Annotated in this window: 26 protein-coding genes; 14 read left to right on the top strand and 12 right to left on the bottom strand. The window is 68.3% G+C overall.

The window, feature by feature from the left end; genetic code table 11:
• Nucleotides 1-19 precede the first annotated feature (19 nt).
• The 3 genes from P3H15_RS29510 to P3H15_RS29500 are packed head-to-tail and all read right to left on the bottom strand — an operon-like array spanning nt 20 to nt 2,678.
• Nucleotides 20-1,219: an acetyl-CoA C-acetyltransferase gene (locus tag P3H15_RS29510; RefSeq protein ID WP_276140464.1), complete on the bottom strand. Its 1,200-nt coding sequence runs from the start codon at nt 1,217-1,219 to the stop codon at nt 20-22.
• A gap of 32 nt (nt 1,220-1,251) precedes the next feature.
• The gene (locus P3H15_RS29505; protein ID WP_276140463.1) at nt 1,252-1,914 is read right to left on the bottom strand and encodes a 3-oxoacid CoA-transferase subunit B; all 663 of its coding nucleotides are present in this window, start codon (nt 1,912-1,914) and stop codon (nt 1,252-1,254) included.
• Nucleotides 1,911-2,678 (bottom strand): CoA transferase subunit A, encoded by a 768-nt coding sequence (locus P3H15_RS29500; RefSeq protein WP_276140462.1) that lies wholly within the window; start codon nt 2,676-2,678, stop codon nt 1,911-1,913. The genes P3H15_RS29505 and P3H15_RS29500 overlap by 4 nt, the downstream gene beginning before the upstream one ends.
• Nucleotides 2,679-2,876: 198 nt before the next feature.
• Between P3H15_RS29500 and P3H15_RS29495 the strand changes: the two genes are divergently transcribed.
• On the top strand, nt 2,877-3,659 hold the full coding sequence (locus tag P3H15_RS29495; RefSeq protein ID WP_072949581.1) for an IclR family transcriptional regulator: 783 nt from the start codon (nt 2,877-2,879) through the stop codon (nt 3,657-3,659).
• A gap of 19 nt (nt 3,660-3,678) precedes the next feature.
• On the opposite strand, the gene P3H15_RS29490 is transcribed toward P3H15_RS29495, so the two are convergent.
• From P3H15_RS29490 to P3H15_RS29470, 5 genes are all read right to left on the bottom strand, one after another.
• Nucleotides 3,679-3,915: a hypothetical protein gene (locus P3H15_RS29490; RefSeq protein WP_124391944.1), complete on the bottom strand. Its 237-nt coding sequence runs from the start codon at nt 3,913-3,915 to the stop codon at nt 3,679-3,681.
• Nucleotides 3,902-4,141, bottom strand: a complete 240-nt coding sequence (locus tag P3H15_RS29485; protein WP_072949576.1) for a DUF6400 family protein — start codon at nt 4,139-4,141, stop codon at nt 3,902-3,904. The genes P3H15_RS29490 and P3H15_RS29485 overlap by 14 nt, the downstream gene beginning before the upstream one ends.
• A 193-nt stretch (nt 4,142-4,334) precedes the next feature.
• Nucleotides 4,335-4,889, bottom strand: a complete 555-nt coding sequence (locus P3H15_RS29480; protein ID WP_276140461.1) for a YceI family protein — start codon at nt 4,887-4,889, stop codon at nt 4,335-4,337.
• A 116-nt stretch (nt 4,890-5,005) separates the two neighbouring features.
• Nucleotides 5,006-5,482, bottom strand: a complete 477-nt coding sequence (locus P3H15_RS29475; protein ID WP_276140460.1) for a carboxymuconolactone decarboxylase family protein — start codon at nt 5,480-5,482, stop codon at nt 5,006-5,008.
• A gap of 22 nt (nt 5,483-5,504) precedes the next feature.
• Entirely contained in the window at nt 5,505-5,966 is a 462-nt protein-coding gene (locus P3H15_RS29470; RefSeq protein WP_276140459.1) for a MarR family winged helix-turn-helix transcriptional regulator, read from the bottom strand.
• Between the two features lie 102 nt (nt 5,967-6,068).
• On the opposite strand from P3H15_RS29470, the gene P3H15_RS29465 reads away from it, so the two are divergent.
• From P3H15_RS29465 to P3H15_RS29410, 12 genes are all read left to right on the top strand, one after another.
• Nucleotides 6,069-6,578: a VOC family protein gene (locus tag P3H15_RS29465; protein ID WP_095865638.1), complete on the top strand. Its 510-nt coding sequence runs from the start codon at nt 6,069-6,071 to the stop codon at nt 6,576-6,578.
• 36 nt (nt 6,579-6,614) lie between these two features.
• Nucleotides 6,615-7,403, top strand: a complete 789-nt coding sequence (locus P3H15_RS29460) for a pirin-like bicupin family protein (RefSeq protein ID WP_276140458.1) — start codon at nt 6,615-6,617, stop codon at nt 7,401-7,403.
• 152 nt (nt 7,404-7,555) lie between these two features.
• Complete coding sequence (locus P3H15_RS29455) at nt 7,556-8,497, top strand: alpha/beta hydrolase (protein WP_276140457.1); 942 nt, start codon at nt 7,556-7,558, stop codon at nt 8,495-8,497.
• A complete protein-coding gene (locus tag P3H15_RS29450; RefSeq protein ID WP_276140456.1) occupies nt 8,494-9,564 on the top strand; it encodes a quercetin 2,3-dioxygenase in 1,071 nt (356 codons plus the stop codon). Before P3H15_RS29455 ends, P3H15_RS29450 begins: the two co-directional genes overlap by 4 nt.
• A gap of 51 nt (nt 9,565-9,615) precedes the next feature.
• Nucleotides 9,616-10,293, top strand: coding sequence for a FadR/GntR family transcriptional regulator (locus tag P3H15_RS29445; protein ID WP_276140455.1), 678 nt, complete (start codon nt 9,616-9,618; stop codon nt 10,291-10,293).
• 137 nt (nt 10,294-10,430) lie between these two features.
• Nucleotides 10,431-11,708 carry an aromatic acid/H+ symport family MFS transporter gene (locus tag P3H15_RS29440; protein ID WP_276140454.1) on the top strand — a complete coding sequence of 426 codons (1,278 nt, stop codon included), beginning with the start codon at nt 10,431-10,433 and terminating at the stop codon, nt 11,706-11,708.
• A 41-nt stretch (nt 11,709-11,749) separates the two neighbouring features.
• Nucleotides 11,750-12,595, top strand: coding sequence for a fumarylacetoacetate hydrolase family protein (locus P3H15_RS29435; RefSeq protein ID WP_276140453.1), 846 nt, complete (start codon nt 11,750-11,752; stop codon nt 12,593-12,595).
• Entirely contained in the window at nt 12,592-14,226 is a 1,635-nt protein-coding gene (locus P3H15_RS29430; RefSeq protein ID WP_276140452.1) for an FAD-dependent oxidoreductase, read from the top strand. The genes P3H15_RS29435 and P3H15_RS29430 overlap by 4 nt, the downstream gene beginning before the upstream one ends.
• A 53-nt stretch (nt 14,227-14,279) precedes the next feature.
• Complete coding sequence (locus tag P3H15_RS29425) at nt 14,280-15,413, top strand: DUF3500 domain-containing protein (RefSeq protein WP_276140451.1); 1,134 nt, start codon at nt 14,280-14,282, stop codon at nt 15,411-15,413.
• A gap of 159 nt (nt 15,414-15,572) precedes the next feature.
• On the top strand, nt 15,573-16,157 hold the full coding sequence (locus tag P3H15_RS29420; protein WP_276140450.1) for a hypothetical protein: 585 nt from the start codon (nt 15,573-15,575) through the stop codon (nt 16,155-16,157).
• Between the two features lie 99 nt (nt 16,158-16,256).
• The gene (locus tag P3H15_RS29415; protein WP_276140449.1) at nt 16,257-16,457 is read left to right on the top strand and encodes a hypothetical protein; all 201 of its coding nucleotides are present in this window, start codon (nt 16,257-16,259) and stop codon (nt 16,455-16,457) included.
• A gap of 95 nt (nt 16,458-16,552) precedes the next feature.
• Nucleotides 16,553-17,482: a dioxygenase gene (locus tag P3H15_RS29410; protein WP_276140448.1), complete on the top strand. Its 930-nt coding sequence runs from the start codon at nt 16,553-16,555 to the stop codon at nt 17,480-17,482.
• 7 nt (nt 17,483-17,489) lie between these two features.
• Here the strand turns inward: P3H15_RS29410 and P3H15_RS29405 are convergent, their stop codons facing one another.
• The 3 genes from P3H15_RS29405 to P3H15_RS29395 all read right to left on the bottom strand — a co-directional run bounded on the left by P3H15_RS29405 (nt 17,490) and on the right by P3H15_RS29395 (nt 19,498).
• Nucleotides 17,490-18,098: a hypothetical protein gene (locus P3H15_RS29405; protein WP_276140447.1), complete on the bottom strand. Its 609-nt coding sequence runs from the start codon at nt 18,096-18,098 to the stop codon at nt 17,490-17,492.
• A 112-nt stretch (nt 18,099-18,210) separates the two neighbouring features.
• The gene (locus tag P3H15_RS29400) at nt 18,211-18,510 is read right to left on the bottom strand and encodes a hypothetical protein (protein ID WP_276140446.1); all 300 of its coding nucleotides are present in this window, start codon (nt 18,508-18,510) and stop codon (nt 18,211-18,213) included.
• A gap of 85 nt (nt 18,511-18,595) precedes the next feature.
• Complete coding sequence (locus P3H15_RS29395; protein ID WP_276140445.1) at nt 18,596-19,498, bottom strand: LysR family transcriptional regulator; 903 nt, start codon at nt 19,496-19,498, stop codon at nt 18,596-18,598.
• A 74-nt stretch (nt 19,499-19,572) separates the two neighbouring features.
• Between P3H15_RS29395 and P3H15_RS29390 the strand changes: the two genes are divergently transcribed.
• Entirely contained in the window at nt 19,573-20,661 is a 1,089-nt protein-coding gene (locus P3H15_RS29390; RefSeq protein WP_276140444.1) for a DMT family transporter, read from the top strand.
• Here P3H15_RS29390 and P3H15_RS29385 read toward each other — a convergent pair.
• Complete coding sequence (locus P3H15_RS29385) at nt 20,549-21,604, bottom strand: diguanylate cyclase (protein WP_276140443.1); 1,056 nt, start codon at nt 21,602-21,604, stop codon at nt 20,549-20,551. The two genes, P3H15_RS29390 and P3H15_RS29385, sit on opposite strands and share 113 nt — an antisense overlap.
• Between the last annotated feature and the right edge of the window lie 19 nt (nt 21,605-21,623).

Genomic DNA, 21,623 nt, shown 5'->3' with positions numbered 1-21,623 from the left:
TACTGGGCGAGAGCAGGGGTCATTCTCCCGGCACGTGGAGGATCAGGGCGTCGCCCTGTCCGCCGCCGCCGCACAGCGCCGCGGCACCGGTTCCACCACCGCGTCGCTTCAGCTCGAGCGCGAGGTGCAGCACGACCCGCGCACCCGACATGCCGAGCGGATGCCCGATGGCGATGGCGCCGCCGTTCACGTTGACCTTCGACGGGTCGATTCCCAGTTGCCGGGTCGACTCGATGCCGACGGCGGCGAAGGCCTCGTTGATCTCGACGAGATCGAGGGCGGACGCGTCGAGTCCCTCTCGGGCGCAGGCCTTGTCGATGGCGTTGGCGGGCTGCTGCTGGAGCGTCGAATCCGGCCCGGCGACGACGCCGTGGGCGCCGATCTCGGCGATCCATTCGAGTCCCAGTTCCTCGGCCTTGGCCTTGCTCATCACCACGACGGCCGCGGCGCCGTCGGAGATCTGCGACGCGGACCCGGCGGTGACGGTGCCGTCCTTGCTGAACGCGGGACGCAGCTTCGACAGCGACTCGGCGGTGGTGTCGGCGCGGATGCCCTCGTCCTCGGTGACGACGAGCGGCTCACCCCGGCGCTGCGGGATGGTGACGGGAACGACCTCGTCGTCGAAGAGGCCGTTCTTCCACGCGGCCGCGGCGCGCTGATGCGACGCGGCGGCGAAGGCGTCCTGCTCCTCGCGACCGATCTTGTCGGTGGTCGCGTTCCGGGTCTCGGTGAGCGCGCCCATCGCCTGGTCGGTGAAGATGTCGTACAGGCCGTCGTAGGCGAGGTGGTCGACGAGGGTGGTGTCGCCGTACTTGAAACCGCCCCGTGAGCCCGGGAGCAGGTGCGGCGCCTGGGACATCGACTCCTGCCCGCCGGCGACGACGACGTCGAACTCGCCGGCGCGGATCAGCTGGTCGGCGAGCGCGATGGCGTCGAGACCCGACAGGCACACCTTGTTGACGGTCACGGCGGGCACCGACATCGGGATGCCCGCGGCGACCGCGGCCTGCCGGGCCGGGATCTGACCGGCGCCGGCAGTGAGGACCTGCCCCATGATCACGTACTCCACCAGTTCCGGTGCCACCCCGGCCTTGTCGAGGGCGCCCTTGATGGCGATGCCGCCGAGATCGGATCCGGAGAGGGTGGCGAGCGAACCCGTCAGCCTGCCGACGGGGGTCCGGGCCCCGGCGACGATGACGGACCTGGTGCGTGAAGTCATGGAAGTGTCCTTGGTGTCGTGTCGAATGTGGTTCAGACGAGCGCGGATTCGCGGATCTCGAGGGGGGTTCCGGTGGCGGCGACGACGTCGTCGACGGTGACACCGGGGGCGACCTCACGCAGGGCGAGGGTGCCGTCGCCGACCACGTCGATGACGGCGAGGTTGGTGATGATGCGGTTGACGACGCCCTGGCCGGTCAGCGGCAGGGTGCAGGTGTCGATGATCTTCGGGTTGCCGTCCCGGTCGGTGTGTTCCATGAGGACGATGACGCGGCTCGCCCCGTGCACGAGGTCCATCGCGCCGCCCATGCCCTTGACCATCTTGCCGGGGACCATCCAGTTGGCGAGGTCGCCGGTGCGGGAAACCTGCATGCCGCCGAGGACGGCGGTGTCGATGTGGCCGCCGCGGATCATGCCGAACGACAGCGCCGAATCGAAGAACGCGGCTCCGGCGTTGACGGTGACCGTCTCCTTGCCCGCGTTGATCAGATCGGGGTCGACGTTGTCCTCGGTGGGGTAGGGGCCGGTGCCGAGGATCCCGTTCTCCGAATGCAACGTGACGGTGACATCGGTGCCGAGGTATCCGGGAATGAGCGTCGGCAGTCCGATGCCGAGGTTGACGTATTCGCCGTTGACCATCTCCGCGGCCGCGCGGGCGGCCATCTGGTCACGTGTCCATCCGTTGGTGCCGGTCATCGAGTGGCTCCTTCCGTGCTGCTGACTGTCCGCTTCTCGATCCGCTTGTTCTGGGGGCCGGTCTCGACGATGCGCTGAACGAAGACTCCGGGCAGGTGCACCTGGGCGGGATCGATGGTGCCTGCGGGGACGAGTTCCTCGACCTGCGCGATGGTCACCTTCCCGGCCATGGCCGCGAGGGGGTTGAAGTTCAGGGCCGTCTTGTCGAAGACCAGGTTGCCGGCGGTGTCGCCGCGCAGCGCGTGGACCAGGGCGAAGTCGGCGGTGATGCCGAGTTCGAGGACGTAGCGCTTGTCGCCGAACTGCCGGGTTTCCTTCGCCGGCGACGCGAGCGCGACGGAACCGTCGGCGGCGTAGCGCCACGGCAGGCCGCCGTCGGCGACTGGGCTGCCGACACCGGCGGGGGTGAAGAACGCGGGGATGCCGGCACCGCCGGCCCGGAGGCGTTCGGCGAGCGTGCCCTGCGGGGTGAGTTCCACCTCGAGCTCGCCGGAGAGGTACTGGCGGGCGAATTCCTTGTTCTCGCCGACGTAGGACGCGGTGACACGGCGAATCTGGCGGGCGCTCAGCAGGATCCCGAGCCCGTGGTCGTCCACACCGCAGTTGTTGGAGAAGACCTCGAGGTTCCCGACACCCGAGTCGGCGAGCGCGCGGATCAGCGAGTCGGGGATTCCGCACAGGCCGAATCCGCCGACGGCGATCGTCGCGCCGTCGGACACGTCCGCGACAGCTTCTTCCGGGGTGTCGAACACTCTCGATCCCATGTGCATCCTTTCTTCTGGCCGCCGAACCCGGCGATACCGCCTTCCCGCGACATTTCGTCCATCCAGTGGACGACCTCTGCGACGGGCTTTGCTCCACTAAAAGGGGTCGCTTCATGCATTTCAAGGAGTTCGGACATGTTGCTCGCGGTCTGGACGTCGTGGACAAGAGCGTTCACTGAGTGGACGTATACTCCGGTCATGAACGAGGCGCAGCGTCCACAGGTCATCCACCGGGTGGGATCGATCCTGCGGGCCGTCGCGGCCCTCGAATCCTCGGGATCCTCGACGTCCGCCCTGGCGCGGGAGACGGGCCTCGCCCGCCCCACCGTGCATCGCCTCCTCGTCTCGCTGGCCGAGGAGGGGCTGGTCGACCGAGACCTGAAGTCGGGCAAATGGTCGCTCGGACCCGAGCTGTACCTGCTCGGCTCGCTCGCCGCCAGCAGGTACGACATCACGGACCGCTCCCGCGACATCCTCCGCGATCTCGCCCGCGAGACCGGTGAAAGCGTGTTCCTGTCCGCTCGCCGCGGCGACGAAACGGTCTGCATTGCGAGCGAGGAGGGCAGCTTCCCGCTGCGCTCGCACGTGCTGCACATCGGAATCCGATTTCCGCTCGGGGTGGCGACGGCGGGGATGGTCATCCTGTCGCACCTGCCGGACCGCGAGATCGACGAGTACCTGGCGCGCGCGGACGTCACCGGCGAATGGGGGCCGCAGCACAGCCGGGAGAAGATCGCCGAGCGCATCGCGGAGACCCGCCTCAACGGCTACACCGTCAACCCCGGGCTGCTCGTCGAGGGCAGTTGGGGGATGGGCGCCGCCGTCTTCGACACCCAGGGATCACCGGCCTGGGCGCTGAGCATCACCGGGGTGGAGAGCCGGTTCCGTGAGGAAAGACGCCGCGAACTGGGAGAATTCCTCCTCCGCGAGGCACACCGGCTCACCCAGCTACTCGCCGACCGGCCGCGGAGCCGCGGCTGAACCAGCGGTCGGACCCCGCCTACGCGGCCTTCCGGCGACGCCCCGGCCGCCCGTGGCGGGTGTCGATGGTCCACACGTGCGTGCAGTCGGGGCACTGCAGGTGCACGGTGGTTCCCTGATTGCTCAGCAGGTACTGCCAGTGCCGGTGGCAGTTGCGGCCCGACCCGCAGTCGCCGCAGGACGAGCCGTGGTCGCAGCCCGGGCAGGGCAACCAGGCACGACGGGAGAAGTCCGCGGTGGGATCAATCGGCAACACGGCCCACCGTCCGATCCGGGAGCACACCCGCCTGCACCAGTTCGTCGTAGATGCGCTGCTGCTCGGGGTCCAGCCCGGAATACAGCATGTCGTAGGCCCGCTCTTCCTCCGCCAGCACGGCGACGGGATCCCAGTCTTCGCCGATCGCTTCGAGGACAGCGGTGCGCCGACGCGCTTCGTCCAGCGTGAGGTCGAGAGCGAACGAGAGTTCGGAGTCGCTACCCATGTGGTCACCTTCGTTTCGCAGTCGCCGACATCGAACGGGCTCCGACATCGAAGGGGCCAGGGTCACTCGAGCCTGCCCAAGATCACAATGACCTGGATCACGTCGATCGAAAGTGTTGCCTCGTGTTCACAACGACGCGCCCCGTCGTCCGGGTGGACGACGGGGCGCGGGTGGTTCTGGTGGTGCGGGTGGATCAGGCCTGCAGGCCGGCCTCGATCTCGAGGGTGATGGTGATCTTGTCGCCGACGACGGCGCCGCCGCCTTCGAGGGGCATGTCGATGGAGATGCCGAAGTCCTTGCGGTTGAGGACGGTGGTGGCCTCGAAACCGGCGACCGGCCCGTTACCCATGCCCGGGTTGACGCCGTTGAACTCGAGGGCGAGCTCGACCTGCTTGGTGACGCCGTGGAGCGTGAAGTCGCCCTCGACCACGTAGTCGTCGCCCTTGGCGCGGACGGCAGTGGAGGTGAACGTGGCGGTGGGGTACTGCTCGGCGTCGAAGAAGTCGGCGGACTTGATGTGGGCGTCGCGGTCGGTGTTCTTGGTGTCGATGGACGCGACCTGGATCTCGGCGGTGACGGCGGTGGTGCCGTCCTCGGCGACGGTGATCGCGCCTGCGAAGTCGTTGAACGTGCCGCGGACCTTGCTGACCATGAGGTGGCGGACGGAGAAGCCGACGGTGGAGTGGACGGTGTCGATGGCCCAGGTTCCGGCGGTCAGGTTGGGGAGGGTGGCGGTGGCGGTGGTCATGAAAACTCCTTGAGGTGAACGGCACTCGAATCGAGGTAATTGAATCTGCAACTACTAAGGTAGTGAGAAGTCGTTGCGATGTCAACTAAAATTTGTGAAGGGTGGGTGAGCTGCGGTTACGGCTTCGGCCGGACCTGATGGCGGCTGACGATGGAGATCCGGTTGAACGCGTTCATCGTGACGGCGATCCAGCTCACCGTGGAGATCTCCGGCTCGGACAGGAACCGCCGCGCGAAGGCGTAGTCGGCGTCCTGACGCTGCGCGTCCGGGAGGGTGGTGATCGACTCGGCCAGGGTGAGGGCCGCGACCTCGCGCTCGGAGAACAGGGTCGTCTCCCGCCAGGCAGGCAGAACCGCGAGACGCTGCTGGGATTCGCCCGCCGCGATCGCCGCGGCGACGTGCACGTCCAGGCAGTACGCGCAGCGGTTGATCTGGGAGACGCGGACGTTGATCAACTCGACGAACCGCCGGTCCATCCCGGCCTCGGTGGTCGCGTGACGGATGGCCTTGGCGACGCCGATCTGCGCCTGATAGACGGCCGGACTCTGTTTGTCGATGTGGACGTGATCGTTCTCCGTGGACGTGCTGCTCATGACCGGCCTCTCGGTGGGTGGCTCAGGGGTTCTCCTGCAGGTGGGCGCGCATTTCGCCGAAGTCGTGCCCGAGGATGGCGACGTCCCGGGGGCAGAGCAGGTCGAACATGTCGCGGCGCACCTCCGCCACGTGTCCGGGGCTGGCGGCGGCGAGTTTCTCGGCGCCGGCGTCGGTCAGCTCGGCCAGCATTCCCCGCTTGTCGTCCTTGCATTCCAGCCGCCGCACCCAGCCCGCCTCGACCAGCCGGCTGATCGCCCGGGTCACGCCGCTGCGCGTCGTGGTGACCGCCTCGGCGAGTTCCCGCATCCGCAGTTGCCGCTGCGGCGCCTCCGACAACACGACGAGAAGTTCGAAGTCCGTGAACGAGATGCCCGAGTCGCGGGTGAGCTGCCGATCGAGCGCCTGCAGCAGTAGTCGGGTGGCGTCCAGGTAGGCGCGCCACGTGTTCTGTTCTTCGGCGCTGAGCCATCTGGTCGGTTCCACGAGACCAGCATATCCCAAGTAGTTGACAGCGCAACTACTTGGTGTACGGTGGTGATAGTTGAAATCGCAATCATCGGCGTTTCGCGGAGAGAGGTTCGGGCAATGAGCACCACAGACGAGCAGGAGCGCTCCCAGCGGTTCGCCGCGCAACGCGACAGGATCCGCGCCGAGCATCTGAAGCCCGTGTCGTCGAGGCCCGCATCCTCGGCCCGCGGACTCCACCACACCGCGCTGATCAGCAGCGACGTCGAGCGCACCGTCCGGTTCTATCAGGATCTCCTCGAGTTCCCGCTGACCGAACTGATCGAGAATCGCGATTACCCCGGGTCCTCGCACTTCTTCTTCGACATCGGCAACGGCAACCTGCTCGCCTTCTTCGACTTCCCGGGGCTCGAGGTCGGCCCGTATCAGGAAGTCCTCGGCGGACTCCACCACATCGCGATCAGCGTCGAACCCGGCCGCTGGAATCACCTGCGCACGAAACTGGTCGACGCCGGCGTCGAACTCGTCGAACACAGCGAGGTGTCGCTGTACTTCCGCGATCCCGACGGTGCCCGCCTCGAACTCATCGCCGATCCGCTCGGCGAAATGTACGGCTCACACGTTCTGTGAAAACCCTGCTCTGAGAACGCTGGAAAGGATTCACTCATGACTGCCGCCATCACCTCACCCCGCCTCGACGTCCGCCGCGCCGACGACCGCTTCAAGACGAACGTGGGCTGGCTCGATTCCAAGCATTCCTTCTCGTTCAGCAACCACTACGACCCGGCCAACACCCACCACGGCGTGCTCATGGTCAACAACGACGACATCGTCGTCCCCGGCCGGGGTTTCGACACCCACCCGCACCAGGACATGGAGATCGTCACCTGGGTGCTCCAGGGTTCGCTGGTGCACCAGGATTCGATGGGTCACTCCGGCGTCATCTACCCCGGACTCGCCCAGCGCATGAGCGCGGGAACCGGGATCCTGCACTCGGAGAAGAACGACTCGTGGCGACTGGACGGTGTCACCGGTGAGCACGCCGACGAGCACAGCGATCCGGTCCACTTCATCCAGATGTGGGTCGTCCCCGACGAAGCCGGGATCACCCCCGGCTACGAGCAACTCGAAATCGACCACGAATTGCTCGCAGGCGGGCTGGTCCCCGTCGCGTCCGGCATGCCGGGCCACGTCGACCACTCCGCGATCCGCATCAAGAACAAGTACGCCGCAATGCATGTCGCACGGCTGCAGCCAGGCCAGGCGCCCATCACCCTTCCCGACGCCCCGTTCCTCCACGTCTTCGTCGCGCGCGGCGAAGCCTCGCTGGAGGGTGTCGGCCTCCTCGCCGAGGGCGACGCCGTCCGGATCGGCGGTGGCGGCGGCCAGCAGATGACCACCGACACCGGCGCCGAGATCATCGTGTGGGAAATGCACGCGAAGATCGCCGGGTAGCGCCGCCGCGGCGGATGGCGTGGAATCCGTTTCTTCCGTTGGGGTTGCGGAAGCTGCTACAGTGCCGGGCAGGCAGTGATCTATGGAAGGGCCTTACAACCGCGCGAGCGGCGACCCAGGCCCGGGTCCTGCATCCGAAGGAGTTCGATCCCTTGGACACGGCTTCGACCGTCGTCCGCCGATCCACCATCGAGTACGCCCCCGATCTGCTACTCGATCTCGTCCGCCCCGCCGAGGCAGCGCATCCGTTGCCTGCGATCGTGTGGGTGCACGGAGGTGGTTGGCGGCTTCAAGACCGCACCGCATGCCCGGACCTGGTGCAGCACTTCGCAGGACACGGCTACGTCATGGTCAGTGTCGACTACCGCCTCGCGCCCGGCACTTGCCACCCCGGCCAGCTCTTCGACGTCCGGCGGGCGGTGCGCTGGTTGCGTGCCAACGCCGCGGACCACGGCATCGACCCGGATCGGATCGGTGTGTGGGGATCGTCGGCCGGTGGGCATCTCGCCGCGCTGACCGGAGTGCACTCGGGCACAACACGATTGCCCGGTGAAGATCCCGTGACGGTCGACAGTGCGGTGCAGGCCGTCGTCGACGGCTACGGTCCCACCGACCTGCCCGGTCTCGTCGACCTCTCCGCGCAGCGGACACCGTGGGAGGACCAGTCCCCGGAAGCGTCGCTGCTCGGCGGGGCGATCCGGGACCGACTGGACGCGGCGCGGTCCGCCAGCCCCGCGCTGCAGGTGACGCCCGGTGCGCCGCCGTTTCTGATCATGCACGGACTCGGCGACAATCTGGTGCCGTCGGCGCAGAGTGTCGCGTTGTACGACGCGCTCGCCACCCACGGCAACGACGCCATCCTCTACCTGATCGAGGGTTTCGGGCACGGGTTCTTCAACCCCGGCCATGTCCTCGAACTCGGCCCCGGACAGACCCTCGACCAAGGGCATCTCGAGCGAAATCCGCACGCGCCGGCCTCGACCCGCGCGGTGAGCGACTTCGGGCGCGCCTTCATCGAGAAGTATCCCGCCGCCTCGTTCGCGGCGGTCGAGGCGTTCTTCTCGCACACTCTGAAATCAGGACCACACGCATGACGATCTTCGACATCCCTGCCCTCGACGAGGTCCACACCGCCGCTCCGCAACTCGACACCCTCCCCGGGCGGTGCGTGCCCTACGCCATGGCCGCCGGTGAGGGTGAGCGCCACGAACTGGGCGGGCAACTGATCACCGTCATCGCCCGCCCGGAAGACACCGGAGGGCAATTCGGCGCCGCGTATGTGTACGGCGGCAAGGGAACCGAGACCCCGTTCCTCGCCCACGATCGCGAGCACCGCTTCCTGTACGTCACCGACGGACGGCTGCAGGTGTGGTTGCCGGGCGAATCGCACCTGCTCGTGCCCGGCGACTCGGTCACCGTCCCGGCCGGGACACCGTACGCGTACCGGATGCTCGCGCACCGGACCCGGTTCCTGAGCTGGCTCACCGCCGGCGACGGGCACCGGTGGGCGCAGGCGACCGGGCAGGCAACCCAGTCGCACGTCTTCGACGCCGCCGCGGCGCCGATATCGGACGCGCGGCAATCCGAACTGGCGGACCGGTTCGGCATCCGGTTCCACGATCTCGAGAAGAAGGACCTGCCCGCGGTGACGGGCGCGGTGCTCCCGGCGGGGGAGTCGCCCTACGTGCTGCAGGCAGGCGAAGGCGACCGCTGGGCGAGCCTCGACCAGCTGAACACGTATCTCGCACGGCCCCGGAACACCGGCGGAACGTATTTCGCGATGCACACGATGGGCGGCAAGAGCGCGTACATTCCGCGGCACTTCCATCGCGAGCACACCGAGAACTTCTTCTGCATCGAGGGACGGATTCTCCTGCACGCCAACGGCCGGGAGATCATGCTGACCAAGGGCGACTTCCTGCACGCTCCGGCCGGAACCATCCACAGTTTCGCGTTCGACAGCCACGACACCCAGATGCTCGGCCTGCTGACCACCGGAGTGTTCGAGAAATTCTTCGAGTACATGAATACCCCCACGGACGCGCACGTCCACACCGAGGGCGGCGACATGCAGTTCCCGGCCGAGGGGTTCGCGCGGGCGCGCGCCGAGCTGGACCTCGAGGTCGTCGGCCCGCCGCCGGAACGAGGCGCCGGGCGGTGAGACCCGCCCGGCGCGCACGCCGTCGGAGCGGCTGAGCTCTACACTCGAGCCATGGCGATCCAGAGCACCGTCACCCGGGCAGAGTCCCTGGTCGCCCACATCCAGGACCGGATCGCCGCGGGTGAACTGGCGCCCGGCGATCGGGTGGGCACCCGCAAAGAACTCCAGGAGGAGTCGGGGATGGCCCGCGGAACGGTCATCGAGGCCGTCCGACTTCTGCAGGATCGGGGAGTCATCACCGTCCGGCCCGGGCCCGGCGGTGGCCTGTTCGTCGCCGAACCGTCGTCGGTGGTCCGGCTCGGCCGTACCCTGCTGACCGTCGAGGGCGACGCGGCAGGGGTCGCCGACGCCATCGCCGTTCGGGAGGAACTGGAACCCCTCGTGACGGAACTGGCCGCCCGGCACCGGACCGACGCCGACGTCGCCGACCTGCGGCGACTGATGACCGTCCTCGAGGATTCGGCCGGCGACCCCGAGGCGTTCATCCGTGCCGTGTGGGATCTGCACCGCCGGATCGTGGCGATCGGCCCGAATCAGGTGTTGCGCGAGACCTATCTGAGCCTCGAAACCTACGTGGAGCAGCACGCGACGCGCGCGAGCCGCGAACGAAGCGCCACCAACAGCGAATACTTCGCGCGACGGATCGACGTGCACCGGGCGCTGGTCGATGTCATCGAGTCCGGCGACGCGGCGCGTGCCCGCGTGGCTGCTCAGGCGCACGCGCACTGAGCGATCGCTTCGCGCAGCCACTTTCTCGAATTCCGTGCTTGACAGGGACCAGTGGTCTGTGGCTACCATCACACATAACGGTTATAACCGTTTATTGGAGGAGTCGATCCTCCCCCCACTGACCAGGAGTGTTCCGCATGAATTTCTCCACGTCCTCGCCCGGCGGCCGCGGCAAAGTGCTCGTTCCCGTCCTCTGCTGGGCCGCCCTCCTCAGCGACGGATACGACCTCTTCGTCTACGGCGCCTCCCTGCCCGCCCTGATCGGGCACGCCCCGTGGTTCATCACCGCCGGTGCGGCAGGCACCGTGGGCAGCGCCGCCCTGGTCGGAGTCCTCATCGGCTCGCTGACGGCCGGGACGCTCACCGACATCCTCGGCCGTCGCCGCCTGTTCCTCGCGTGCCTGACGCTCTTCTCCACGGCAACCCTGGTCACCGCGATCGCCCCGACCTTCGAGATCTTCGCCGCAACCCGGTTGGTGGCCGGCCTGGGAATCGGCGGGTTGATGCCCACCGCCATCGCGATGGCGGCGGAGTTCGCTCCCCCGGCCTACCGGTCCCGGATCCTCGGCATGGTGCTCACCGGACCGGCGTTCGGCGGTGTCCTCGCATCGACCGCGTCCCTGCTGCTGCTCGAAGAGTTCGGCTTCCGCCCGGTCTACGCACTCGGTGCGGTTCCGCTGATCACGTTGCTGCCGTTGGCATTCGCGTTGCTGCCGGAGTCGCGGGCGTTCGTCGCCGAACGATCCTCCGAGGGCCCGGCGTCGAAGTCGCCGGTCGCCAAACTGTTCGGTGACGGGATGGGGCGGGCCACGCTCGGCATCTGGTTCGTCGCGATCTGCAGCATGCTCACCATGTTCGGGGTGACAACCTGGCTGCCGCAGATCATGCGCAACGCCGGTTACCCGATCGGCTCGGCGGTGACGTTCCTGCTCGTCTACAGCGCCGGCGCCATCGTCGGGACGCTGCTCGCCTCCGTGCTGGCCGAACGGTTCGGGCCCAAGTCGCTGGTTCTGGCCGGGTTCTCTACGGTCGCAGTCTCTCTCGCGCTGCTGGGCACGCACCCGCCGACCGCCGTCCTGATGCTGCTGGTGGCGCTGGCCGGATTCGGCGGCCTCGGCACCCAGAACATGCTCAACGATCACATCGCGACGTTCTACCCGGCCCGGTTCCGGGCAACCGGGCTCGGATGGGCACTCGGAATCGGACGGGCGGGCGCGATCGCGGGCCCCACGTACGGCGCGTTCTTCGTCGCCGGTGGCGGAGCCGTCATCGTCAGCTCCCTGGCGTTCGCCGTTCCCGCGCTGATCGGCGGCGTCGTGATGGCGACCCTCCCGCGGCGCCCCCACGCCCCCTCCGCCGACGCGGACAACCGCCTCGACGCGGCCACCGCGCGCAGCACCGAAATTTCCCGCTAGAACTCGCCACCGAAGGGTGGCGGACGAAAAGGATGAGATAGATGAAGATTGTCGGCTATCGCAAGAAGGATCAGGACGCCGTGACCGTGGGTGTCCTCCGGGACGGCTTCGTTCGACCGCTCGCCTCACTCGAGGAATTCTGGGGCGACGCCGCGGGCTGGGTGGCCCGGGCGGAACACCTCGAGTCGCCCGAGATCGACGTCACGCTCGTCAGTGTGGTGCCGCCGGTGCCCGACTCCGCCCGCGTCATCTGCGTCGGTCTCAACTACAAGGCCCACGCCGCCGAGGGCGGCTTCACCCCGCCGCCCTACCCCACGTTGTTCGGGCGGTGGACCCCGTCGCTGAGCGTCGACGGGGCCCCGGCTCCGGTGCCGGCCAACGAGGCGGGCCTGGACTGGGAGGGCGAGGTGGCCGCGTTCATCGGCACCCGGCTCGAAAGCGTCGACGCGGCCACCGGCCAGTCCGGGGTGCTCGGTTACGCGTGCTTCAACGATCTCACCGCCCGCACGGCGCAGAAGCTGACGGCGCAATGGACGCTCGGCAAGAACGGCGACCGGTCCGGACCTCTGGGCCCGCTGGTTCCCGCCGGTGAGGTCGGGGATCTGTCCGACGGCCTGCGGGTGCAGACCCGCGTCAACGGAACGGTCGTGCAGGACGGCAACACCCGGGACCTGATCTTCTCGGTCGGCGAAATCATCGCCCTCATCAGCGAGACGTTCACCCTGCACCCCGGCGACATCATCGCCACCGGCACCCCGGAGGGCGTCGGCTACGTGCGGAACCCACCGTGGCTGCTCGGGCCCGGCGATATCGTCGAGGTGGAGATCGACAAGCTCGGCGTCCTACGGACCCCGATCGTCGATGCCAGCGGTAGGAAGGGCGCATGACCGACAACGCGTCCGAGGTAACGCGGACCCCGGTACTGTTCGCCGGCGGCGGACCGTCCGGACTCGCGGCCGCGCTCGAACTGGCCCACCACGGGGTGGCAAGCCTGGTCGTCGAACCGAGAATCGACGTCGATGCCGAACGCCCCCGCGCCAAGACGACCAACGCTCGCACCATGACGCATCTGCGGCGGTGGGGACTGGCCGAAGAGGTGCGTGCCGCGTCACCTCTTCCCGTCGAGTGGGCGCAGGACATCGTGTTCTGCTCGACGCTCCTGGGCCATGAGATCACCCGGTTCGAGAACGGTTTCCAGCTCGATGTCGCCACCCCGACCCTGGCGCCCGAACGCGGCCAGCAGGCACCTCAACCTGTCGTGGAAACCATGTTGCGGGCAGCGGTGCAGCGCAGCGAACTCGCCACCCTGCAACTCGGTGCCCGAGTCACGTCGCTCGAGGAACTTACCGACGGCACCGTCCGTGCCACCGTCGACGGATCGGGACCGACGCGAACGGTCGTGGCGGACTACGTCCTCGGTTGCGACGGCGGCGCGAGCATCGTGCGCGAGTCCATCGGCGCCCGGTTCGAGGGCACGTCCGGCGAGCGCCCCAATCTCAGCATCCTGTTCCGCGCGCCGGGCCTGGCCGACCGGGTGCCGTTCGACGGTGCCGTCCACCACTGGGTGATGGCGCCCGGGGCGGCGGGCATCGTGGGCCGGCTCGACCTGGCGGACACCTGGTGGGCGATCGTGCAGGGCGTCGACGTCCGGGACGAGGAGGTCGACGCCACCGCGCTCGTACACAGCCTGATCGGAGAGCCGGCCCCGGTCGAGGTCATCGCCACCGACCCGTGGGTGGCACGAATGTTGCTGTCCGACAGCTACCGCAAGGGCCGGGTATTCCTCGTCGGCGACGCCGCGCATCTCAATCCGCCGTGGGGCGGGCACGGGTACAACACGTGCATCGGTGACGCCGTCAACGTCGCCTGGAAGATCGCGGCGACGCTGCGCGGCTGGGCCGGACCGCAGCTGCTCGACAGCTACGAAGCCGAACGCCGGCCCGTCGCCGCCCGCACCATCGCCGAAGCCGGAGCGCAGGAAAAGGCTCTGGCGCACCACTTCTCCACCGTCGAGATCGGCCAGGACGGTCCCGCAGCCGAGGAGGCGCGCCGCCGCACCGCAGAGGCGCTCGTCGTGAAGAAGAGCGAATTCCACTCGCTCGGACTCGTTCTCGGCTATTCCTACACCGACTCACCCGTCATCGTGCCCGACGGATCGACGCCGCCGAAAGAAGATCCCGTCGAGTACGTGCCCACCGCATGCCCCGGAGCGCTCCTGCCGCACGCGTGGCTGGGAGACGGTCGATCGCTCTACGACGCGCTCGGCCCCGAATACACCCTCGTCGTGCTGGGCCCCGAGGGATCCTCCAAGCACACCACCGAACTCGACGTACTGACGGCGAAGGCAGCCGAACTCGGCGTCCCGCTGACGGTGCTGCGGCTGTCCGATACCGGGGGATCTCTGGGCAGTCTCCTCGGCGCCCGCTTCGTCCTGGTTCGACCCGACCAACACGTGGCGTGGCGGGGCGGCGACCTCGCGAGCGCCGAGAAGTCGATCGACATCGCGGCGGGATGGTGAGAAACCTCCCCGCGCCGGCCGCACCACCTCCACACTCGAGAAGGAAGATTCACGTGTCTGCTCTGTATGAGGCGCCCCAGACGGCGACCAAGCTGCTCGTGACCGCCATGGGTTTGATCGATACGTTCGACCCCGGGCAACGGGCGACCGCGATCATCGAGAACTTCGACGACCCGCGGCGGCTGAACTGGGACATCATCCCCAAACCGGACCGCACGGGCATCCCGCTCCACCAACTGGACCGTCACCAGAAGGTGCTGGTGTGGGATCTGATCCGATTGGCGGTGCCCTTGCGCACCTTCACGAAGGTGCTGTCGATTCCGCAACTCGAGCACGTGCTCCGGGACTACGAGCAGGATTTCCTCGGACCGGCACTGCAGACCTGGCGCACGTCGGATTCGTACTTCCTGACGTTCTTCGGCCGGCCGGGTTTCGAGGACACCTGGACGCTGCGGTTCCTCGGTCACCACGTCTGCCTCAACCTGACCATCGTCGACGAGCGGTGGATCTCCGCCACCCCGGTCGCGCTGGGCGCACAGCCCACCGAGTACGACGGTGTGCTCAAACCCCTCGCCGACGACGAGGGCCTGGCGTTCGACCTGCTGGCCTCGCTCGACGACGAGCAGCGCGGCCTCGCCGTCATCCACGACGTCGCACCCGCCGACTTCGTGACCCGGCAGGTGCCGCGGATCGGGGCCTACGAATACCCGGACTACTACGACCTCGGCATGCCCGGGTACACCATCACCGACGCCGACCGGGTCGCCTTGAAGTTCGTCCGCGACCGGCCGTCGGGCATCAGTGGCGCGAAATTGTCCGGTGACCAACAGCAAGCGCTACTGGGACTCGTCGACTGCTACCTCGAACGACTGCCCGAGGAAGCCGGCGAACGGCACCGGCAGGCGTTGCGAGAGGGGGGCATCGACCGGGTGTTCTTCGCGTGGGCCGGTGCGCAGAAGCGCGGCGCACCGCACTATTTCCGCGTCCACACAGACCGGTACCTCATCGAGGCGGTCAACGCCGTCGGCGGCGGAAATCACCTGCACACCGTGCTGCGGGACTTCGACAACGACTTCGGACACGACCTGCTCACACTCCACGCCGGGACCGACTCGAAGTGGGGCGGCGGGCACCTGAGCAGCCGGACGGTCTCCAGCGAACAGTCCGATCCGCACCTCGAAACCTGAGTGCCGCTCGGCCCCGCACAGCGCTGAGCGGGGCCGACTCGCCTCTGACCTCGGAGTGTGAGACTCGTCAAGTTTGCCCATTTCGGTTTCCTTGTTGCCTTATCAGTGGCGACACTGGTGAAGCAGGCAATTTACGTGGACGAAACAATGAGGTGAATCGTGTTGGGGCGCTCGAAGGCAACCGTGGTGTACTCGGTGTCGGGTCGACCGTCCAACCCGTTCGCACGACCGGTCGACCGCTACGCGGCCACCCTCAGATCCGTCATCGCCGCGCTCGCGGGTATCGCGATCGTGCTCGCCGCCGTGATGGGCACGTGGCAATGGCACCAGGAGAGTGCGCGGGCCGCGGAGCAGCGCGCCACCACCACCCTCGTCAAGGCCGTCACCAGCACCGACGCCCCCATCACCATGTCGCCCCGCGGCTCGGTCCGGACCACTCCGATGGTCGGGGCGACGTGGTCCTGGACCGCCGAGTCGCGCACCCAGAGCATCGAGGTCCCCTCGGGGACGCCTGCGGGCACCGAGAAGACCATCGCCGTCGACGCGGACGGCAACTGGGCAGGCCCGAGGGTCACCACGTCCGACGTCGTCAGCGGCGCGGTCGCGGCCGTGCTCCTCACCCTCGCGGCCAGTGCGCTGCTCCTCGGCATGGTGTGGGCGATGTGCGCCCGCGCCGTCGAACGCCGCCGCCAGCAGTACTGGGACGAGAGCATCCGCCGGCTGTTCGCCACCTACAGTCGCTGATCCTTCCCTCGAAGGTCACCACCTGATTGCGCCGTCCCCACGGCTGTTTCGGTGCACTCGCTCCGGGCTATTCAGGTGATGCCGAGGAAAGGTGGAGCCATGTCCGACAGGGATGCTTCCATATTCGAGAGCGAGCGGGAGCTCGACGAGGATTCCGTCCGGAACGCTCAGCGAACCGTCGCCCACCACTCGATCGACGCCGACGATTGCCGGATGCTGCTCGCTGCGCTCGGCATCCCCCTCGTCCGCGATACCGGCAACGAGACGCTCTCCGGCTCGGCCGGCGCCGAAGCGTTGTGACCCGCTCACAGCCACATCACAGCGAACCTCCAGGGTGCCCGCACCGGGGACCGTTTCTATGGGACCCAACCCCGGAACAGACCTTGGAGGTCCCGATGGCGAACAGCCCGCGTCACCACCACGCCGAAGAAGTGCACGAGCACGATCGCGGTCTCAGCCACGACCTGAAGTCGATGTTGTCGCGTCGCCGTGCCCTGTTCGTGTTCGGCGCCGCGGGAGCGACCGCGCTCGCCGCCTGCTCCACGGCGGGCGGCGAGCGGGCGGCGAGCTCGACGACCGACACGGCAGCGACCACGGCGAGCGACGGGACGTGCGTGGCGGCGGCGCCGCAGGAAACGGCCGGACCGTATCCCGGTGACGGGTCCAACGGACCGAACGTCCTGGTCGAGTCGGGGATCGTGCGCCAGGACATCCGCAGCAGCTTCGGCGCGTACTCCGGGACGGCGGAGGGTGTCGCGACGACCATCGAACTCGACCTGCAGGACCTGACGAAGGACTGTGCGGCGGGCGCCGGAATGGCCGTCTACCTGTGGCACTGCGACCGGGACGGCGAGTACTCGCTCTACGGCAACGGCATCACCGAGCAGAACTACCTGCGCGGCGTCCAGGTGGCGGACTCCGCGGGCAAGGTGACGTTCACGTCCATCTTCCCGGCCTGCTACTCCGGGCGCTGGCCGCACATCCACTTCGAGGTGTTCGACACCCTCGAGTCGGCGGTGGCCGGGGAGGACGCCCGCCTGACGTCGCAGATCGCGGTGCCGCAGGACGCGTGCGCCACGGTCTTCGCGTACGACACCGGCTACGCGAACAGCGTCTCCAACCTGTCGAAGGTCTCCCTCGACTCGGACAACGTGTTCGGCGACGGCTGGGACGCCGAACTGGCCACCGTGACCGGCGAACCCGCCACCGGCATGACCATCTCGATCACGATCGGCGTCGCCGAGAAGTCGGCGAACACGCAGTCCGCGCCGGCCGGTCCGGGTGGGGGCGGCGGACAGCCGCCGGCGGGGGCGCCCGGCCGATAGCGGTTTGTCAGCTGACGTGCCACCCCGGAGGTCTGTCGAGTTCGTTCCATTCGCGGGTCAACCGGGCCTGCTGGCGGCGGGACGCGACCCAGTGCACGATCAGGAACAGGACGCAGTAGCCGCCGGTCGAGGTCACCCAGATCCCGCACGCGACGCTCACCGCGGTGGCGGCGTTCTGCGAACCGGTCTCCGGTGCGGCGACGAGGTCGCCGTTCGGGTCGAGCCAGACGGTGACGGTCTGGCCGGCCTTCGCGCCCGCCGCGGTGGGAACGTCGGCGGTGTGCGTCTGCCCGTTCGCCGACCACTGCACCTTCGCGTGGGATTGGTACTGGGGTGACGCGGCCAGGGATCCCTCGCCGGCGCTCCCGGCGCGGGAATCCTCCATGAGCGTCGCGGGGGTCGAGTGCTGGGTGGCGAGTTCGGCCTGGGTCTGTTGATCCAGCCGCGAGTACGTCTCGGTTCCGACGGCTGCGGCCAGTGGAATCATCAGGAGCACGAAAACCACCCCGACGAGGACCAGCGCGGATCGCAGTCGGTCGCAACCCCGCATGAGTGGGTTGCGGCTCCACGGGCCCAGACGCCACAGGCGTATCGGCGCTGCACACGTTTCGCTCATCGCGCACCTCCGGGTGGTTGCCCACCACCATTGTGCAACCGAAACGCCTGCGCGTGTAGGGCCTTCTGTCAGGTCTTCCTGCCTGGCCTCGATTCTCGCCCCGCCCGCCGAGTCAGACCTTTTGCACGAGGTCCGGCCACGGAGGACGGCGGAGCATGGCGAGGGTGGCGATCACGGCGGCCGCCAGTCCGATGAATTCGCCGAAGAGCGCTACCCGGGTGCCGTCGACGGCGGGTTCCCACGACACGGTGCCGCCGTGGACGACGAAGACTCCGACCGGTGCGGGGCCCAGGATGCCGCGAAATCTGGTCACGGTGAGGATGGTGGTTCCGTCGGTCGTCTCGTAGGGCTCGCCGTAGATCCGCGCGGCGGCGTTGGCCTGCGACTGGTTCACCACGTCCCGAAGTTTCACCGTGACTCCTCTCGCCGTCCGATCGAAGACCGGTCTCATGATGGCACCCGGGCCCGCCCCCGACGCGGCATTCCCGGATCGCGCGTCAGGCACCGACGTCGGCGAAGGCCTCGGTCAACGCCTCGATGCCCGCGCGGACCGTGGGCCGGTCGTTGTCGGCGCGGCGGAGCGCGTAGATCTCCCGCTCGAGAGTGGGACGCACCGGGACGATCGCGACGTTGTCCGGCACCCACACGCGGGCCAGGCGCGGTACGAGCGCCGCGGCGAGTCCGTGTGCGACGAATTCGAGTTGCGCCGCGAATTCGGGTGCTTCGTATCGGATGTCCGGTTCGATGCCGCGGTTGCGCAGCGTCTGGACCAGCCAGGTGTGGAACACCGCCCCCTTCTTCCACGTCGTCCACGGCATGTCCGCGATCTCGTCGAGGTCGACGTGGTCGCGGGAGGCGAGGGGATGGTCCCGGGACAACGCGACGTCGGCCGAGTCCCGGTGCACCAGGGTGTGCACGGCGTCCTCGGGGAGGTGCAGGGGCATGGTGACCCAGCTGTCGACGACGGCGAGGTCGAGTTCGCGGCGCACGATCGCCGGTATGAGTTCCTCGGTCTCGCCGGCGGAGAAGCTGACCGCGAGTTGCGGGTACCGGCTGCGCAGCGTGGCCACCGCGGTCGGCACGACGACCCTGCCTGCGGAGGAGAACGATCCGATGCGCAGTTCGCCCACCACGTCGCGGTCGAGGGAGACGACCTCGGATTCGGCCTGCGCCAGCAGTGATATCGCTTCCTGCCCGCGGCGGGCCAGGAGCCGGCCGGCGTCGGTGAGCTGAACGCCGCGGCCCGCGGGCACCAGGAGTGTGACGCCGACCTCGCGTTCGAACTTGCCGAGTTGCTGCGACACCCCGGACGGTGTGACGTGCAGGGCACGCGCTGCGGCACCGATCGAACCGTGTTCGGCGACGGCGCACAGTGCGCGCAGGCGCTCCAGACTCAACATGGTAGTGATGCTACTGCTTTCATGACACGACTATTCACTTGTTGTAATGGTTGGGGGCTCGGAGAATTCTCGGTGTGACTACTGCCCTCCGTTTGCGTCCCCGTGCCCTCGTCAGCCCCTCGTTCAGCATCGCGTCCGTGGATCCGCGACTGCTCGTTCTGGCGGGTGCGGTGGCAACTTCGCTGACCGGCAGTCTCATCAAATTGTCCGGGGTGGAACCGGCCACGTCGACGTTCTTCCGGTGTGCGCTGGCGTTGCCGATCCTCGGTGTCCTCGCCCTGCAGGAATTTCGGCGGCACGGCGGCATTCCTATCCGGGTGATCGCCGCCCAGGTGCTCGGCGGGATGATGCTCGGTGTCGACTTCGCGCTGTGGGCGCGATCGATCCAGATGATCGGTGCCGGGATCTCGACGGTCGTCGTCAACGTCCAGGTCATCGTCGTGCCACTGCTGGCATGGATCGTCTTCCGTGCGCGGGTGCCGCTCCGGTTCGTGGTGGCGGTGCCATTCCTGTTCGCGGGAGTCGCTCTCGCCGGCGGAATCCTCGGCGGCAGCGGCGAAGGCGACCAGTTGTTCCTCGGAACCCTGCTGTCGCTGGCCGCGGGCGTGGCCTACGGGATCTACATCTTCGTCATCGGCCGGGCGGGATCCGCGCACCGGGCGTCGTCGCAGGTGTTCGTGTCGACGATCGCCGCGGGCGTCGTCGGGACCGCGGTGGGATCGCTCTGGGGAACGGTGGACCTCACGCCGGGCTGGCCCGCGCTGGGTTGGTTGGCGGCGCTGTCGCTGAGCAGCCAGGTGCTCGGCTGGGTCCTCATCGGATTTGCGCTGCCGAGGCTCGCCGCCGAGGTGGGTGCCACGCTGCTGCTGCTCCAGCCGGTCCTGGCGATGCTGTTCTCCATCGTGATCGTGCACGAGCGTCCGAGCATCGGGCAGTTCGCCGGCTGCGCACTGGTCGTCGCGGCGGTGTGGATGGTCACCCGGGTGCGACCGGCGGACCGTCGTTCGGTGACCGCGCGCATCGCCGAATCACCCGCCGCACGGCCCGTGGTCAGGCGTTCCACCCCGTCCGCAGTGACGGTTCGTCGGCCGGCGGCTCGGGCGGGTGGTGTCGCTGCTTCGCGGTGTACAGCTCACGGTCGGCCCGTCGATAGAGCGCGGTGAGCGGGTCGGACTCTCCGGTGCACGACGCGACGCCGAAGCTGAACGGGGTGGGGCTCTGCCGCGCGAGTCGCGCCATCACCTCGGGCAGCTCGGCGTGGTGCTCGCCGACCATGCAGCTGACGAACTCGTCGCCGCCGACCCGGGCGAGCAGCGCGCCGCGGGGCAGGTGCGCGGCGAGGTAGTTCGCCAGTTCGACGAGAACGGCGTCCCCCGCGGCGTGGCCGTAGTGGTCGTTGGTCGACTTGAATTGGTCGACGTCGACGAGCGCCAACGTGACGGAGGCCTGCTCCGTGCCCGCGCTCTCGAGCGCGTCCCGGAACGCGAGTTCGAACCCGGCGCGGTTGAGCAGAGCGGTCAGTGCGTCGGTGCTGGCCGATTCGATCAGCGTCCGGGTCAGGGATCCGAACATCTCTGCCGCACCGACCACACAGGTGACCACCACGACGAGAACCGCGGCCTTCACGGTCGCCGTGTCGACGTCGACGGGCGCCAGTGTGAAGGCGGTGGGGGCGAGAACGACCCCGACCGCCATCAACCCGGTGAGACAACCGACGAGGAGCCTCGCCTGCAGTTTCGGGTAGAACACGACGAAATACATCGCCAGGAACGTCGCCGCGATCGCGCAGACCAATTGGGCGACGGCAAGGATGAGACCCGACATCACGATCGGTGTGGCGAACAGTGCCGCCGCGGTGCTGACCTGGTAGGCCCGCCGTCCCGGTCTGCGCCCGCCCCGGTGCAGCACCACGAGTGCGATCACTCCGAGGAGGATGCCTGCCGTGCGCGCGGCGACGGTCTCCGGCCGGATCGGCAACCCGACCATCGGAGGCAGGACGAACCCGGCCAGGTGCAGCGCCGTCGTGATCCACAGGTAGCGGCGCAGGATGCGCGGCCGATAGTCCTGAAGGACCGTGTCGACGGACGAAGCAGCGAGGGGCCTCACCCTCACAATTATCCAGGAC

The organism is Rhodococcus sp. T2V (genome assembly GCF_029269925.1).
Taxonomy (GTDB): Bacteria; Actinomycetota; Actinomycetes; order Mycobacteriales; family Mycobacteriaceae; genus Rhodococcus_F; species Rhodococcus_F koreensis.
The sequence above is the reverse complement of the archived record's forward strand: the minus strand, read 5'-3'. Positions and strand labels throughout refer to the sequence as shown.

Coding starts and splice junctions, on each gene's coding strand:
- P3H15_RS29510 (WP_276140464.1), bottom strand. CDS start 1,219: ATGACTTCACGCACCAGGTCCGTCATCGTCGCCGGGGCCCGGACCCCC.
- P3H15_RS29505 (WP_276140463.1), bottom strand. CDS start 1,914: ATGACCGGCACCAACGGATGGACACGTGACCAGATGGCCGCCCGCGCG.
- P3H15_RS29500 (WP_276140462.1), bottom strand. CDS start 2,678: ATGGGATCGAGAGTGTTCGACACCCCGGAAGAAGCTGTCGCGGACGTG.
- P3H15_RS29495 (WP_072949581.1), top strand. CDS start 2,877: ATGAACGAGGCGCAGCGTCCACAGGTCATCCACCGGGTGGGATCGATC.
- P3H15_RS29485 (WP_072949576.1), bottom strand. CDS start 4,141: ATGGGTAGCGACTCCGAACTCTCGTTCGCTCTCGACCTCACGCTGGAC.
- P3H15_RS29480 (WP_276140461.1), bottom strand. CDS start 4,889: ATGACCACCGCCACCGCCACCCTCCCCAACCTGACCGCCGGAACCTGG.
- P3H15_RS29475 (WP_276140460.1), bottom strand. CDS start 5,482: ATGAGCAGCACGTCCACGGAGAACGATCACGTCCACATCGACAAACAG.
- P3H15_RS29465 (WP_095865638.1), top strand. CDS start 6,069: ATGAGCACCACAGACGAGCAGGAGCGCTCCCAGCGGTTCGCCGCGCAA.
- P3H15_RS29460 (WP_276140458.1), top strand. CDS start 6,615: ATGACTGCCGCCATCACCTCACCCCGCCTCGACGTCCGCCGCGCCGAC.
- P3H15_RS29450 (WP_276140456.1), top strand. CDS start 8,494: ATGACGATCTTCGACATCCCTGCCCTCGACGAGGTCCACACCGCCGCT.
- P3H15_RS29445 (WP_276140455.1), top strand. CDS start 9,616: ATGGCGATCCAGAGCACCGTCACCCGGGCAGAGTCCCTGGTCGCCCAC.
- P3H15_RS29440 (WP_276140454.1), top strand. CDS start 10,431: ATGAATTTCTCCACGTCCTCGCCCGGCGGCCGCGGCAAAGTGCTCGTT.
- P3H15_RS29435 (WP_276140453.1), top strand. CDS start 11,750: ATGAAGATTGTCGGCTATCGCAAGAAGGATCAGGACGCCGTGACCGTG.
- P3H15_RS29430 (WP_276140452.1), top strand. CDS start 12,592: ATGACCGACAACGCGTCCGAGGTAACGCGGACCCCGGTACTGTTCGCC.
- P3H15_RS29415 (WP_276140449.1), top strand. CDS start 16,257: ATGTCCGACAGGGATGCTTCCATATTCGAGAGCGAGCGGGAGCTCGAC.
- P3H15_RS29410 (WP_276140448.1), top strand. CDS start 16,553: ATGGCGAACAGCCCGCGTCACCACCACGCCGAAGAAGTGCACGAGCAC.
- P3H15_RS29405 (WP_276140447.1), bottom strand. CDS start 18,098: ATGAGCGAAACGTGTGCAGCGCCGATACGCCTGTGGCGTCTGGGCCCG.
- P3H15_RS29395 (WP_276140445.1), bottom strand. CDS start 19,498: ATGTTGAGTCTGGAGCGCCTGCGCGCACTGTGCGCCGTCGCCGAACAC.